Source organism: Nonomuraea sp. B19D2 (assembly GCF_040137845.1).
Lineage (GTDB): Bacteria > Actinomycetota > Actinomycetes > Streptosporangiales > Streptosporangiaceae > Nonomuraea.
This window is the reverse complement of sequence record NZ_JBEFAK010000004.1, coordinates 316,425-330,759: the sequence shown is the minus strand read 5'-3', so window position 1 is coordinate 330,759 and position 14,335 is coordinate 316,425. Positions and strand designations below refer to the sequence as shown.

Sequence of the window (14,335 nt, the reverse complement as noted above, 5' to 3'; positions counted from 1 at the left end):
TCAGCGGTAAACCCCGCGCCCGATCGTCGGTCGGGCCCGGCGGCGAATGGCTGATCCTCGGCTCTTCCGAGGATTGTGGTTCAGACGCGTCCTCAGGACGCGGGTCGTCGTCACCCGGCGGTCGCCGAGGCGGTTCGCTGGGGCCGGAGGCCACGCGCCGTACCTCCTATTGGTCGAACTCGTCGAACGTGGAATCAGCACGCTGGTCCGTTCCACAGGAACCAGACCAGCATGACTCAGCCGGAATAGCGAGACCTCTCTAGCGAGATTCCCGGCACCTCGCGCGTGTTTTATCCGGAAACGTTATTGAGTGCCCGCTTTTTGGCTAGATACAACACACCAAACGCATACACCCCGAGCTGCACCAGCGTCCCCGACAACGCCTGCCAGGGCACGGGCACCTCTCCCTGCGCCAGCGCCTCCTCCAAGCGCCCCGCGGCGGCGGCGAGCCCGAAGGCCGCCAGGTTGTTCAGGACGTGCAGCGCGATCCCCGCCTCCAGCCCGCCGGTCCGCACCGTCAGCCAGCCCATGACGACCCCGAACCCGAACACATCGATCAGCCCGGCCCACGAATACCCGTGCAACGACATGAACAGCGCGGATCCGAGCAGGATGGACCAGGCCGGATTTCGCACGTGCGCCCCGATCGCCTGCACCAACCACCCGCGGAAGACGTACTCCTCGGCGGCCGCCTGGAACGGCACCAGCAGGACTATCACGATGAGCGCGGGCAGGAACCCGGACCACCCCGCCCAGCCGAACAGGTCGGCGTCCTCGCCGGACAGCGTCAGCACGAGCGCCTGCGTGCCCTGCCCCAGCACAATCGCCAGGACGGCCACCCCGAGGCAGCTCAGCAGCCAGGTCCGGCGCAGCCGCCCGGCCACGGACGAGAGCGTGCCGGGGCGTCTGCGCTGGACGAGCGCCGCCGTGCCCTGCACGACGAAGAGCACGGGCGCCAGCGACAACAACAGCACGACCAGCCAGAGCACCGGATCACCGAACAACCGGCCTCCGACGTCGAGCGGCGCCGGGATGCCCAGGATGGTCGACACCACCAGGCCGACCCACACCATCACCGCGCTGAGCACCACGAATCCCGCGGCGATGAGCAGCGTGCCCACGATCGCCCGCCACGGCTTCGCGGCGGCGGTCCTGGCGAGGTGGTCGTAACGCGCCCCACGAGGTGTCGGCAGGAACCAGGACGGCGGTTGGTACGGGTGGACCGGCGGCTGAGGACCGTAGCCGTAGGGAGGCCACTGCCCTGGATGATTCTCCTGCACGCATCCATTCTGTCCGCCCGGTGCGCAAAAGTTCACAGACGGGCCGGTCATTTAGGCGGATGCTCGGAGTCGTACGGCATTTCGACCCCGGGAGCAGTCCATGTCAAGGCTGGGACCTGTCATCACCCTCACGGCGGGGGCACTGCTCGCCGTGGGGCTGGGTGTCGCCAGCGTCATCGCGACACCGGCGGCCAGGAACGAGGCCGCCAGCACCGCCGCGGAAGCACCGCCCGCCGAGGAGAGCACCGCGGCTCCGTCCCCTTCAGGCGAGGCGGAACAGACAGCACCGAAGAAGATCGCCAAAGCGGACTACGGAGGCTACGTCAAGGGCAACGGCGGCCTCATCGCGATCTCGATCAGGGACGGCAAGGCCGTCGGCTACTTCTGCGACGGCAAGGCCGAGGCCTGGTTCAAGGGCACGGAGTCGGACGGCGACCTGCGGCTGTCCGGGCTCGGCAGCGCCAAGGTCACGGCCGCGCTGGACGGCGGCCGGGCCAAGGGCTGGGTCGCGGTCGGCGGCAAGAAGTGGAGCTTCGTCGCGCCCACGGTGGTCAAGCCGTCGGGCCTGTACCGGGCCACCGCGATCGTCAGGGGCGCCAAGCTCAGGGCCGGCTGGATCGTGCTCAAGAGCCCGCAGGGCGGCTTCACCCAGGTCGGCGCCGCATTCGAGGGCGACACGCAGGTGCCGATCCCGCAGTTGCAGGGCGAGCGGCCCACGGCGCCCGTGACGGTCGACAGCACCACGCTCTACCCGAAGGACGTGGACGGCTTCATCGAGGAGATGCAATGACCGCCGTACCCCAGCCATCACGCAGCCTCACCCCGCTCCTCGTGCCGCTGCTGGCCGGCGGCCTCGCGGCGCTCGCGCTCGGCGTCTACGGGCGGGTGCACACGCCCACCGGGTTCGCCGTGGGCGTGGCCGGGTTCTCCGCCGCGCTGCCGATGAAGGCGTGGCTGACGACGGGCGCGTTCGTCCTGGCGATCGTGCAGGTCGTCTCGGCCCTGTCGATGTGGGGCAAGCTCGGGATCACCATCCCGCCCGCCGTGCACCGCTGGTCGGGACGGCTGGCGTTCCTGCTCACGATCCCCGTCGCCGTCCACTGCCTCTACGCCCTCGGCCTGCAGTACGACGTGCCGCGGGTGCTCGCGCACTCCCTGCTCGGCTGCTTCTTCTACGGCGTGTTCACCGCGAAGATGCTGGCGCTGCCCAAGCGGGACGCGCCCGGCTGGACGCTGCCGGTGCTCGGCGGGCTGGCGTTCACCGCGCTGATCGGGATCTGGCTGACGTCGTCGTTCTGGTTCTTCACCGCCATCGGGCTCAAGGTGTGAAGCTCTTCGTACGCCTGAGCCCGGCGGCCCGCCCCTTGGCCGCCACGACGAGCGCCATCTTGCGCGAGGCCTCGTCGATCATCTCGTCGCCCAGCATGACCGCGCCGCGCTTCTCGACCGAGGTGTAGTACTCGTACGCCTCCAGGATGAGCTCGGCGTGGTCATAGTCCTCCTGCGACGGCGAGAACACCTCGTTGGCCGCGTCCACCTGGGAGGGATGGAGCACCCACTTGCCGTCGAACCCGAGCGCGGCCGACCTCCTGGCGGCCCGCCTGAAGCCCTCGACATCCTTGATCTGCAGGTAAGGGCCGTCGATGACCTGCAGGTCGTGCATCCTGGCCGCCATGAGCAGGCGCATGAGGATGTAGTGGTAGGCGTCGCCCTCGACGTAGCCGGGCGGCTGCTCACCGACGACCAGCGTGCGCATGTTGATCGACGCCATGAAGTCGGCCGGGCCGAACACCAGGGTCTCCAGGCGCCTGGACGAGCCCGCGATGGCGTCGGCGTTCACCAGGCCGCGGGCGTTCTCGATCTGCGCCTCGATGCCGATGCGGCCGACCTCGTACCCCATGGTCTTCTCGATCTGGGTGAGCAGCGTGTCGAGCCAGACCACCTCGGTGGCGTCCTGCACCTTCGGCAGCATCACGCAGTCGAGGAACTCCCCGGCCCCCTCGACGACCTCGATCACGTCCCGGTACGTCCACTGCGTCGTGAGGTCGTTGACCCTGACCACGCGCGTCTTGCCGGCCCAGTCGCCCTCGCGCAGCGCCGTCACGATGTTCTTGCGCGCCTGCTCCTTGGCCAGCGGCGCGACGGAGTCCTCCAGGTCGAGGAAGACCTCGTCCACGGGCAGGGTCTGGGCCTTTTCGAGGAAGCGGGGGTTGCTGCCTGGCACGGCGAGCACCGAACGACGTGAACGCATGCGCTCACGCTAGCGCCGTCCCCGTCACTCGCCTCCAAGCGCCTCCACCGAAGTGCGGCGGGTGGCGGTGAGGGCTACAGTCGGGAATGTGACCGACAACGCCGCGGCCATCGAGGAGGGTGCCAAGAAGTCCGGCATCCTCTGGCTCACGCTCGACCGCCCCCGCCTGGCCTGGCACGCCTGGCACGACGGCGCGATCTACCTGGTGACGGGGGGCGAGGAGCAGCAGCTGCCCGGCCTCGAGGCGCTCGACCAGGTCCACGTCACGCTGCGCAGCAAGGACAACGGCGCCCGGCTGGTGGAGTTCGACGCGGCGGTGTCGGTCGTCGACCAGGCCGCGGCGGCCGACGCCGTGGCGGTGCTGGCCAAGGAGCGGCTCAACGCCCGCGACAGCGAGCACCTGACCGAGCGCTGGGCCCGCGACTCCACCGTCCTGCGCCTCACGCCGGCTGTCCCGGCCACCTGAGTCGCGCGTCTCACCCGCCGACGCCGAGGGGCTGCGCACCGGGCTCCACCGCCGGTGACGGCTGGGCGCTCGCGGTCTGGGCAAGCAGCGCGCCGGACAGCACGAGCAGGCCGCCCACGATCTGGAAGACGCCCAGCGTCTCGCCGACCAGTGCCCAGGCCACCACCGCGCCGCCGATGACCTCCAGCGACGCGACCGTGGCCCCCACCGCGGCCGAAAGCCGCCGCACGGCGTTCACCCCCAGGATGTACGCGATCACGGTCGCGACCAGCACCATCCACAGGTACGCCCCCAGCACCGGCAGCGTCCGGCCGCCGTCCGGCGTGGCGGTGGCCGCGAAGGCGTCCCACGGGATGTCCCAGGGCCTGGCGAACGGGATCAGCACCACGGCCGCCCCCGCCATCCCCCAGGCGATCAGGCCGAGCGGGTCCACGTCGTCGCCGAAGCTATCGTTCATCAGGAAATATCCGGCGCAGCAGGCCCCGGCCAGCAGCCCGAGCAGCAGGCCCAGCGTGTCCAGCCGCATCCCCTGCCAGGCCTCGACGACGATCCCGAGGCCCACGACGGCCACGACCGCCCCGATGTAGGCGGCGCGCGCGAGCCGTACCTTCCGTACGAAGCGCACCCAGGCCACCACCATCACCGGCGCCATGAACTCCAGCAGCAGCGCGATCCCCACCGGCAGCCGGGTGATCGCCACGAAGTACAGCGACTGCACCCCGGCCACCGCCATCACCGCGTACAGCCCGAAGAACGGCAGCCTCGATCTGGGGATCCGCAGCGCCCGCGGCTTGACCACGGCCAGCACGGCGACCAGCAGCAGCCCCGCGCCCGCCATCCGCGTCCAGACGGCCTCGATCGGCGCCAGCCCCGCCGTGATGAGGTACCTGGCCATCGGCCCCGAGAACGCGAAACACCACGAGGACACGAACGCGAGCCCGAGCCCGGCATACCTCATAGCCCACCACCTGGCCAGTAATCACCGTTAAGCACGTTGGATACTGACATGTGAGGCGTTGGGGGCGCAATGGAGGAGCGCTGTTAGCCTGACCACGTGCAGATCTTCGTGGGCCGGCTGCCGGGGACCCCGGTCTTCGACCCCGCCGGCGACCAGATCGGCCGAGTCAGGGACGTCGTGGTCGGCCTGCGCATCGGCCGCAGGCCCAACGTGCACGGCCTGGTCGTGGAGGTGCAGCCGCGCCGCAGGGTGTTCCTGCCCATCACCCGGGTACGCCGCATCGAGGCGGGAGCCGTGGTCTTCACCGGGCGGATCAACATGCGCAGGTTCGAGCAGCGCGCCACCGAGACACTGGTGGTCGGCGAGATGCTGGACCTGACCGTCGAGGTCGACGACGAGCCCATGACCGTCTACGACGTGGCCATGGACGAGGTCAGGCCGTCCGCCTGGGAGATCACCAAGGTCGCACTCTACAAGGGCAGGCGGCGCGAGCCCCGGATCGTCGGCTGGGAGGAGGTGTCCGGGTTCGACAAGCTGCAGAAGGACCAGGGCGCCGCCCGGCTGATCGCCGCGTTCGAGTCGCTGCGGGCGGCCGACATGGCCAGCGCGCTGCACGAGCTGCCCAGCAAGCGGCGCATCGAGATCGCCCGCGCCCTCAACGACGTCCGGCTGGCCGACGTGCTCGAGGAGCTGCCGCCCGACGACCAGATCGGCATCCTCGGCACGCTGGAGCCCGAGCGGGCGGCCGACGTGCTGGAGGAGATGGGGCCCGACGACGCCGCCGACCTGCTGCACGACCTGCCGGAGGAACAGGCGGCCAGGCTGCTGGCCCTGATGGAGCCCGACGAGGCGGAGCCGGTCCGGCGTCTGCTGACCTACCCGGAGACCAGCGCGGGCGGCGTGATGACCAGCGAGCCGGTGATCCTGCCGCCCACCGCCACGGTGGCCGAGGCGCTGGCCCACATCAGGCAGCAGGATCTGACGCCCGCCGTCGCCGCCCAGGTCTACGTGACCCGGCCGCCCACGGAGACGCCGACGGGCACGTACCTGGGCGTCTCGCACTTCCAGCGGCTGCTGCGCGAGCCGCCGTCCACCCTGCTCGGCGGCGTGATCGACCCGTCGATCGACCCGATCAGGCCGGACTTCTCGCTCCGCGACGTCACCTACTACCTGGCGAACTACAACCTCGTCGCCGCCCCAGTCGTGGACGAGCTGGGCCGGCTCGTCGGCGCGGTGACGGTCGACGACGTGCTCGACCACATGCTTCCCGAGGACTGGCGCGAGAGGGCCGACCGTGACGTCTGAACGACTGGACCAGCCGCGCGCCCTGCGCCGCACGCTGCGGCCGCACTACGACCCCGAGGCGTTCGGCCGCCTTTCTGAGCAGATCGCCCGCTTCCTCGGCACCGCGCGATTCATCGTCTACATGACCGTGTTCGTGGGGGTCTGGGTGACCTGGAACGTGCTCGCGCCGCCGAACCTCAAGTTCGACCCGTACCCGTTCATCTTCCTCACGCTGATGTTGTCGCTGCAGGCCAGCTACGCCGCGCCGCTGATCCTGCTCGCCCAGAACAGGCAGAGCGACCGCGACCGCATCCAGTACGAGCAGGACCGCGAGGCCGCCGAGCGCAACCAGGCCGAGATCGAGTATCTGACGAGGGAGATCGCGGGGCTGCGGCTGGCGCTGAACGAGGTGGCCACGCGCGACTACCTGCGCACGGAGCTCGGCCGGCTCCTGGAGGAGCTCAAGGAGCGCCGCTGACGTCGAGCCTGGCGACCATCGACCGGATGCGGGAGAGCTCCTCGGCGCCCAGCAGGTCGAGGAACTGAGTCCTGACGCCGCGCAGGTAGGTCGGCGTCGCCTCGGCCAGCCGCGCCGCGCCGTCCTCCGTCAGCACGGCGAACAGCCCGCGGGCGTCGTCGGCGCACGCCTCGCGCGAGACCAGCCCGTCGCGCTGCAACCGGTCGATCAGCCTGGTCAGGCCGCTGCGGGAGAGCAGGACGCGGTCGGCGAGGTCGTTCATGCGCAGCCGCCGCCCGGGCGCCTCGGCCAGCTGCATGAGCACCTCGTACGAGGCCAGCGGCAGGTCGTGGGCGACGAGCAGCTCGCCCTCCAGGTGGCGGGTGATGCGCACCTGGGCGCGCTGCAACATCCGCCAGACCGCCAGCTCCTCGGCGGTCAGGCCCTCGTCGCGCAGGAGAGTCACGGAGTAACCTTAAGACGTTGTTGCACAGACATCTAACAGCACGGATTAACTCAGCGAGGCCTCCGGTTCATACCATGGAGGGGCATCCTCACTGGCGTCCTGCGCCTGTCACACATATACCGACAAAGGAGGGACGGCACTCCCTCGTGCCGAGACTTCGATGGCACTAACCCAGGAACAGGTGACGGTCGCCCTCGCCACCGTCATTGACCCCGAGATCCGTCGGCCGATCACGGACCTCGACATGGTCAAGAGCATCGATATCGCTCCCGACGGCGTGGTGCGCGTGGGCGTCTTCCTGACCGTGGCGGGGTGTCCGCTGAAGGACACCATCCGCCGTGACGTCACGAACGCCGTCGCCAAGCTGGACGGCGTGACTGGCGTCCAGATCGAGCTCGACGTCATGAGCACCGAGCAGCGCAAGGCCCTCCAGACCAAGCTGCGGGGCAACCGCGGGCCGGAGAAGGAGATCCCGTTCAACCAGCCGGGCTCGCTGACCCGCGTGTTCGCGGTGGCCAGCGGCAAGGGCGGGGTCGGCAAGTCCTCCGTGACGGTCAACCTGGCCGCCGCGATGGCCGCCAACGGCATGAAGGTCGGCATCGTCGACGCCGACATCTACGGCCACAGCGTCCCTCGCATGCTGGGCGCCGACGAGCGGCCCACCAAGGTCGAGGACATGATCATGCCGCCGGTGGCCCATGACATCAAGGTCATCTCGGTCGGGATGTTCAAGCCGGAGGGCAACACGCCGGTGGTCTGGCGCGGGCCGATGCTCGACCGGGCGCTCCACCAGTTCCTGGCCGACGTCTACTGGGGCGACCTCGACATACTCCTCCTCGACCTGCCTCCCGGCACCGGCGACATCGCGATCTCAGTGGCGCAGCGGCTGCCGACCGCGGAGCTCCTGGTCGTGACGACGCCGCAGATGGCCGCCGCGGAGGTGGCCGAGCGGGCGGGCTCCATCGCCGCGCAGACGCACCAGCAGATCGCCGGCGTCATCGAGAACATGGCCTGGCTGCCGTGTCCCCACTGTGACGAGCGCATCGCGGTGTTCGGCGAGGGCGGTGGCCAGACGGTCGCCGACGCGCTGACCCGCACGCTGGGGGCGCGCGTCCCGCTGCTGGGCCAGGTCCCGATCGACCTGCGGCTCCGCGAGGGCGGCGACGAGGGCAAGCCCCTGGTCCTGACCGAGCCCGACTCCCCCGCCGCCGCCGAGCTCCGGAAGATCGCGTCGAGCCTGAGCAAGCGCTCCACCAGCCTCAAGGGCCTCCACCTGGGCCTCGCCCCCCGTTGACGTCCCTCTTCAGGGTCCTTTACAGCCGCGCGCGGCGGGCACCCACCCGCCGGCGCGGGTGACCGGCCTTCCACGGGGGCGCCGGGCCGCTGTAGAGGGCCCTGAGGGCCTCAGAGGGCCATATGGGCGGGTTTGAGGGTCGGTGGGTAGATGGGTGCCAAGAGTCGGCGTCAGGTCGCTTCTGAGTCGTATGGGGGCACTTCGCCGTAACCCAGCTCGTCCACCGGCTCGGAGACGTACGGAGCCGTCGCGGCGGGCTCCAGCTCACGGGGCTTGTTGTTGTTCCAGTCGTCCTCGAGGTCGTCGAGGAGGTGCTTGCGGACGAAGTTTCGCGGGTTGAGGTCGGCGGGGTCGAAGTTGCTGAACTCCGGGCCCAGCCCCGTCCTCAGGTCGTCACGTGCGTTGTTGGCCATCCGGCGCAGATTGCGCAGCGTCTTGCCTGCCTGCGTGGCGGCCTGAGGCAACTTGTCGGGACCGAAGACGAGCAGCGCGATGACGATCAGCGCTCCGATCTCCATCCACCCGAGTCCGAACACCGTGAGCTCCTACCGCAGTCCAGCCCTTCCGAGGACACCCCCGGCCTATCCACAGACTAAGGGCTTCTCTGGGTAGGTCGGTCAGTCCCCCCGGTCATATCGCCATCAAGACGGGGTCGGGGTCGGCTCGTCCTCGGCCATAACGGTCAGCGTGGCGGTGCGGTCCTGACCAGCGCGCTGGTACTTGACGGTGATCTTGGAGCCCGGGGCCTTGCTGCGGATCAGGGCGATCAGCTCGTTACCGTCCTGCAGGGTCAGCCCGTCGATCTCCAGAATCACATCGCCCGCCTTCAGGCCGGCCTTGTCGGCAGGCCCGTTGGCGTCCACCGGCTGGCGTCCCCCACTCGGCCCCGAGGCGATCTTCACACCCTGACCCTTGTAGTCCTTGTCCAGGACGACGCCGATCTTGGGGCGCTTGGCCTTACCCGTCGTGATCAGTTCCTCGGCCACGCGCCGCGTCTGGTTGACCGGGATCGCGAAGCCCAGGCCGATGCTGCCGCTCTGGCTGGCCTCCGAACGGCCGAGGGTGGCGATGGCCGAGTTCACGCCGACGACCTCGCCCTTGCCGTTCACCAGCGGCCCGCCCGAGTTGCCGGGGTTGATGGCGGCGTCGGTCTGGATGGCGCTGATGTACGCGGTCTCCTCGGCGCTGGCGCCGGACTCGTCGCCCGCGATGACCGGACGGTTGAGCGAGCTGACGATGCCGGTCGTCACCGTACCCGTCAGGCCCAGCGGGGAACCGATCGCGATCACCGGGTCGCCGACCACGACCTGGTCGGAGTTGCCGAGGGTGATCTCCGGCGTCCCGAACGTGTCCTCCGGCTTCACCACAGCCAGGTCGGAGCCGGGGTCACGGCCCACGATGCGGCCCGAGGTGGTCTTCCGGTTGTTGAACATGATCCGGATCTCGCCGCCCTTGGCGGCCAGGGAGACGACGTGGTTGTTGGTGACCACGTAGCCGTTCTTGATCAGGAAGCCGGATCCGGACGCGCCCTCGGTGGTAGTGCCGGCCTCGATCGAGACCACGCTGGGCAGCACCCGCGCGGCCACGCCCGCCACCGAGCCCGGCTCCCGGTTGGTCGCGCCGGTCGTCGGCAGGGGGCCGAGGCTGTAGGAGGGGTCGTTGCCGTCGCTCGACCTGGTGAGCAGGTACGTGCCGACGCTGCCGAGCAGCGAGGCCACCAGTGCGATGGCCAGGGCGGTCGAGACGAGCAGGACGGTGCTCGGCGCGCGCCTGGGCCCTGGAGAGCCCTGCGCGCCCGGGGGCGGCGGCGCCCAGCCCGCGCCCATGGGGAGCGCCTGTCGTGGCGGTGGCGGAGGCGTGCCGCCACCTGCGGGACCGGACGGAGGCGGGCCGCCGAACAGCGGAGCCTCGTAGGCGCGCGTCCCGTTGTCCGGGCCGCCGCCGAAGGATGAGCCTCCGCCGCCGTACGCGGGGCTCTCGTAGGAACCGCCGTACGAAGGGCCTTCATAGGAACTGCCGTACGAGGGGCTCTCGTAAGAGGTCGGGGCGCTGAACGAAGGGTTGGTGAACGACGGGGCGCCGTAGGAAGGGCCGCTCGGTGGCGAACCGCCGTAAGGCGGCACCCCCGAGGCGGTGCGGCCCGACGGATCGCCCCAAGAGGTGCCGAACGAGGCGGGCGGCTCCGGCCGCCGGTCCTGTTGTTCAGGCGAGTCGTCCGCGGGCAGGAAGTCCGGCCGCCCCTGTGGTTCGGGGGAGTCCGACGGCGTGCGTCCTTCGGTGGGGCGCGTCTCGTCGGTCATCTAATGTCACCACTCCTTGGCTCGGCCACCGCAATACTCGCTCTTGCGGCATACGAGGGTTATAAAGCATTTGTCACGAACACCTTGTAACAAATCCCGAAACCAGATCGTATGCCCCATGTGTGGCCGAGTACGCCAAGTCCTGGTCTGTCAGGCATAGGCGGAGGTCAAGGCGTGGCGGTCGAAGGCGCGCTCGCCGGTGTGGTCCGCGGCTGCTGGAACAGCTCCACCGGGGGCGCCGGGTTGTTCTGCCCGACGCCGGAGGCCGCGAAGAAGGTGCCGAGCGCCACGGCCGCCGAGACCACCCCGACCGCCACGTAGGTCGAGCGCCGCCTACCGCGGCCCGGACCCGAACCCCCACCAGTGGCGTCCCTGCGCGGGCGGTTGTCCAGCGGAGCGATGGTGTGCGGCCCAGGAATGGGCACCCCGCCGAACGTGCGGGACGGAAAAGGGCGCTCCCTCGGAGGCAGCGGCCCTCCCGGCTCCGCCATCCGGAGCAGGGACATCGTCAGGTCGGCCGGCATCGCCGGCCCTTCCAGCGAACGCAGGCGCGATTTCAGCGCCCGCATCGACTCGACCTCTCGCCTGCAGTCAGCACAGAAGGTCAGGTGAGCCAGCGCGCGTTCGCGTTCGGTGTGGTTGAGCTCACCGTCCACCAGCGCCGAAACACGTTCTCCAAGATGAGCCATCAGAAGTCCTCCCCACGGATCACGGTCGGGGGGAGTTGGGAATTACGGGGGGCTCGATGATCGAGTGCTTCCCGCAACTGCGCCCGGCCACGGTGAATACGGCTTCGGACCGTACCCAGCTTGACGCCGAGCGTGGCCGCGATCTCCTCATAAGACAGGCCCTCGATGTCACACAGCACGATCGCGGCCCGGAACTCCGGTGCGAGCGCGTCGAGGGCGGCCTGGATGTCGGGCTCCAGGTGGGCGTCGTCGAACGCCTGCGCCGGAGACGGCTCGCGGCCGCGCAGCCGCTCGGCGGCGTCGTCGGCCAGCCCCTCGAACCTGATGCGCTGCTTGCGCCGCGCCATGTCGAGGAACAGGTTCGTCGTGATCCGGTGCAGCCACCCCTCGAACGTGCCGGGGGTGTAGCTCGACAACGATCTGAAGACCCGGACGAAGACCTCCTGGGTCAGGTCTTCGGCATCGTGGACGTTGCCGGTCAGCCGGTACGCCAGCCGATACACGCGCGCGGAATGCGTCCGCACGACTTCCTCCCACGTGGGGGGAGTCCAGTCAGACGACACGGGAGTATCCGCCTGGTGGTCGCTTTCGTCCACCAGAACTCCTCTCTCTGGGACCACCGCTACCGCCATAGTGCCTGGTTTCGTCCCTTCGTGCGCACTGCTGCCTTTGGACCGGCAAAGCCCGTCTAAACCTGCAACGCCTTTGGAGCCTCCTGAGTTCCCGTCCCGGCGCGTCTCCCCTAGGCTGCGATCGGTGCCAATCACGTGGACCAATCGCACGAAAGTGGGGGGAGGCGGCCGATGACCAGTCCGGTGGAGGCCACTCTGGCCTATGCGGAGCAGTTCCATCAGGAAGATGAGATCCTGCATGCCGCGCGACAGCGCGGGCTGGAGATGGGGGCCACACCCATTCTTCCTGGAGGCGGGGCGGCTCTGTGCTTCCTCGCCACCGCCGTCAACGCCAAGTCGGTCGTCGAGATCGGCACGGGCTGCGGCGTCTCGGGCCTGTGGCTGCTCCGCGGCATGCGTACGGACGGCACGCTGACGAGCGTCGACGTCGAGCCGGAGCACCAGCGCCTGGCCAGACAGGCGTTCGCCGAGGCGGGCTTCTCCGGCGGGCGGGTGCGGCTCATCTCGGGCCGGGCGCTCGACGTGCTGCCGCGGCTGTCGGACGGCGGCTACGACCTGGTGTTCGCCGACGGCGCGAAACAGGAGTACACCGACTACCTGGCAGAGGCGATCCGCCTGCTCCGTGTGGGCGGCATCCTGGCCTTCGGCAACATGTTGTGGCGCAACCGGGTGGCCGACCCGGCGCAGCGCGACACCGACACGGTGGCGCTGCGTGAGGTGGGCAAGCTGGTGCAGTCGGACGACCGCCTGCGCTCGGTGCTCATGCCGCTGGGCGACGGCCTGCTCGCCGCGGTCAAGATCGCCGACTAGGCGCGGGTGAGCCACTCCAGGAGGAGGCGTACGCCGAACCCGGTGGCGCCCTTGGTGAGCGTGCCCTCGTCCACCGTGCTGCGCCCGACGCCGGCGATGTCGAGGTGCGCCCAAGGACGCCGCCCCGCGAACTCCCGGAGGAACAGCGCCGCCGTGATCGACCCGGCCCCGAACCTCGACCCCGACTCGACGTTGGCCAGGTCGGCGATCGACGACTCCAGCGCGGGCTTGTACTCCTCGATCAGCGGCATCCGCCACAGCCGGTCGTCGCTGGTCTCCGCGGCCTCGAGCAGCTGCTTGGCCAGCACGTCGTCGGAGGCGTAGACGGCGCCGACGTTGCGGCCGAGCGCCACCGTGATCGCCCCCGTGAGGGTGGCGACGTCCACCACCGCGTCGGGGTCGAGCACGGCGTCTGCGTAGGCGAGCGCGTCGGCCAGCACCAGCCGCCCCTCGGCGTCGGTGTTGAGCACCTCGACCGTGCGCCCGCCGTAGTGCTTGATCACGTCGCTGGGCCGCTGGGCCGTGCCGGAAGGCAGGTTCTCGGCGGACGCGATCAGCCCGGTGACCCGTACGGGGGCGCCCAGCTCGGCCAGCGCGCCGAGCACGGCGATCACGACCGCGCCGCCCGCCATGTCGGTCTTCTGGGTCTTCATGTTCTCGGTCGGCTTGAGCGACAACCCGCCCGAGTCGAACGTGATCCCCTTGCCGACCAGCACCACGTGCCGGTCGGCCGGCTCGGCGGGCGTGTAGGAGAGCTGGATGAGCCTGGGCGGGCTGGCCGAGCCCCTCCCGACGGCGAGGATGCCGCCGAACCCGTCGGCCTGGAGCTGCTCCTCGTCCCAGACCCGCACGGGCACCCCGCGCTCGGCGGCCTGCTCGGCCAGCCAGGCGGGGTTCTTGACGGACGAGGGCGTGTTGGCCAGGTCGCGGGCGAGCGCCACCGCCTGCGCCACGACCTGCGCGCGCCGCACCTGCTCCGCGTCGGCGCCCGCGAACGCCAGCGCCCGCACCGGCTTCTTGCCCTCACTACCGATCTTGAACGAGTACGCCGCCAGCAACGCCGCCTCGGCGAACGCCGCCACGTCGCCCTCGGGCGCCACCACGGTCAGTGTGTCCCTGCCCTTGGCCCTGCGGGCCAGCGCGGCGCCGGCCTTGCGCAGGGCACGCGGCGTGCCGTCGCCCACGCCGTAGAGCAGGACACGGCCGACGCCGCCGGCCCGTGCCACAGGAACCTCGACGATCTCCCCCGCCTCGCCCTTGGCCTCGTAGTGGGCCAGCAGCTCGGTCACCGGCAGGTGCAGCTCGACCTCGGGGCTGAGGTCGGAGGCGTAGGGGACGGCCAGGAACTCGGCGCCGTCGGGAACCTCGGCGACCACCGACACAGTGGTCTCAATGGGCACGGGATCTCTCCTCAAACGTCAGCGACCCTGGCGCCGGATTACGCCAGG

16 protein-coding genes are annotated in these 14,335 nt (G+C 70.1%); 7 read left to right on the top strand and 9 right to left on the bottom strand.

The features are described 5' to 3' along the window. Positions 1-290 precede the first annotated feature (290 nt). Positions 291-1,280 carry a CPBP family intramembrane glutamic endopeptidase gene (locus ABN273_RS10870; protein WP_349448555.1) on the bottom strand — a complete coding sequence of 330 codons (990 nt, stop codon included), beginning with the start codon at positions 1,278-1,280 and terminating at the stop codon, positions 291-293. Between the two features lie 100 nt (positions 1,281-1,380). On the opposite strand from ABN273_RS10870, the gene ABN273_RS10865 reads away from it, so the two are divergent. Beyond that, entirely contained in the window at positions 1,381-2,070 is a 690-nt protein-coding gene (locus ABN273_RS10865) for a hypothetical protein (protein WP_349448554.1), read from the top strand. Next, positions 2,067-2,609 carry a DUF6529 family protein gene (locus ABN273_RS10860; RefSeq protein WP_349448553.1) on the top strand — a complete coding sequence of 181 codons (543 nt, stop codon included), beginning with the start codon at positions 2,067-2,069 and terminating at the stop codon, positions 2,607-2,609. The genes ABN273_RS10865 and ABN273_RS10860 overlap by 4 nt, the downstream gene beginning before the upstream one ends. Here the strand turns inward: ABN273_RS10860 and ABN273_RS10855 are convergent. Beyond that, positions 2,599-3,531 (bottom strand): HpcH/HpaI aldolase/citrate lyase family protein, encoded by a 933-nt coding sequence (locus tag ABN273_RS10855; protein ID WP_349448552.1) that lies wholly within the window; start codon positions 3,529-3,531, stop codon positions 2,599-2,601. The two genes, ABN273_RS10860 and ABN273_RS10855, sit on opposite strands and share 11 nt — an antisense overlap. Before the next feature lie 88 nt (positions 3,532-3,619). Here ABN273_RS10855 and ABN273_RS10850 point away from each other — a divergent pair, with 88 nt between their 5' ends. Then, the gene (locus tag ABN273_RS10850; RefSeq protein ID WP_349448551.1) at positions 3,620-3,997 is read left to right on the top strand and encodes a hypothetical protein; all 378 of its coding nucleotides are present in this window, start codon (positions 3,620-3,622) and stop codon (positions 3,995-3,997) included. A gap of 10 nt (positions 3,998-4,007) precedes the next feature. Here the strand turns inward: ABN273_RS10850 and ABN273_RS10845 are convergent, their stop codons facing one another. Further along, entirely contained in the window at positions 4,008-4,955 is a 948-nt protein-coding gene (locus ABN273_RS10845; RefSeq protein ID WP_349448550.1) for an EamA family transporter, read from the bottom strand. Between the two features lie 96 nt (positions 4,956-5,051). Between ABN273_RS10845 and ABN273_RS10840 the strand changes: the two genes are divergently transcribed. Continuing rightward, complete coding sequence (locus ABN273_RS10840) at positions 5,052-6,260, top strand: magnesium transporter MgtE N-terminal domain-containing protein (RefSeq protein ID WP_349448549.1); 1,209 nt, start codon at positions 5,052-5,054, stop codon at positions 6,258-6,260. Next, a complete protein-coding gene (locus ABN273_RS10835) occupies positions 6,250-6,717 on the top strand; it encodes a DUF1003 domain-containing protein (RefSeq protein ID WP_349448548.1) in 468 nt (155 codons plus the stop codon). The genes ABN273_RS10840 and ABN273_RS10835 overlap by 11 nt, the downstream gene beginning before the upstream one ends. On the opposite strand, the gene ABN273_RS10830 is transcribed toward ABN273_RS10835, so the two are convergent. Next, entirely contained in the window at positions 6,701-7,162 is a 462-nt protein-coding gene (locus tag ABN273_RS10830; RefSeq protein ID WP_349448547.1) for a MarR family winged helix-turn-helix transcriptional regulator, read from the bottom strand. The genes ABN273_RS10835 and ABN273_RS10830 overlap by 17 nt on opposite strands. Before the next feature lie 160 nt (positions 7,163-7,322). Here ABN273_RS10830 and ABN273_RS10825 point away from each other — a divergent pair, with 160 nt between their 5' ends. Continuing rightward, on the top strand, positions 7,323-8,456 hold the full coding sequence (locus tag ABN273_RS10825) for an Mrp/NBP35 family ATP-binding protein (RefSeq protein ID WP_349448546.1): 1,134 nt from the start codon (positions 7,323-7,325) through the stop codon (positions 8,454-8,456). Positions 8,457-8,626: 170 nt separating this feature from the next. Here the strand turns inward: ABN273_RS10825 and ABN273_RS10820 are convergent, their stop codons facing one another. The 4 genes from ABN273_RS10820 to sigE form a co-directional block, all read right to left on the bottom strand. Next, a complete protein-coding gene (locus ABN273_RS10820; RefSeq protein WP_349448545.1) occupies positions 8,627-8,992 on the bottom strand; it encodes a sec-independent translocase in 366 nt (121 codons plus the stop codon). A 105-nt stretch (positions 8,993-9,097) separates the two neighbouring features. Beyond that, positions 9,098-10,756: a S1C family serine protease gene (locus ABN273_RS10815; RefSeq protein WP_349448544.1), complete on the bottom strand. Its 1,659-nt coding sequence runs from the start codon at positions 10,754-10,756 to the stop codon at positions 9,098-9,100. Positions 10,757-10,923: 167 nt separating this feature from the next. After that, positions 10,924-11,445: an anti-sigma factor family protein gene (locus ABN273_RS10810; RefSeq protein ID WP_349448543.1), complete on the bottom strand. Its 522-nt coding sequence runs from the start codon at positions 11,443-11,445 to the stop codon at positions 10,924-10,926. Next, positions 11,445-12,077, bottom strand: a complete 633-nt coding sequence (gene sigE, locus ABN273_RS10805) for an RNA polymerase sigma factor SigE (RefSeq protein ID WP_349448542.1) — start codon at positions 12,075-12,077, stop codon at positions 11,445-11,447. The genes ABN273_RS10810 and sigE overlap by 1 nt, the downstream gene beginning before the upstream one ends. Before the next feature lie 171 nt (positions 12,078-12,248). On the opposite strand from sigE, the gene ABN273_RS10800 reads away from it, so the two are divergent. Further along, positions 12,249-12,887 (top strand): O-methyltransferase, encoded by a 639-nt coding sequence (locus ABN273_RS10800; RefSeq protein WP_349448541.1) that lies wholly within the window; start codon positions 12,249-12,251, stop codon positions 12,885-12,887. On the opposite strand, the gene ABN273_RS10795 is transcribed toward ABN273_RS10800, so the two are convergent. Beyond that, entirely contained in the window at positions 12,884-14,287 is a 1,404-nt protein-coding gene (locus tag ABN273_RS10795) for a leucyl aminopeptidase (protein WP_349448540.1), read from the bottom strand. The two genes, ABN273_RS10800 and ABN273_RS10795, sit on opposite strands and share 4 nt — an antisense overlap. Positions 14,288-14,335: the final 48 nt, after the last annotated feature.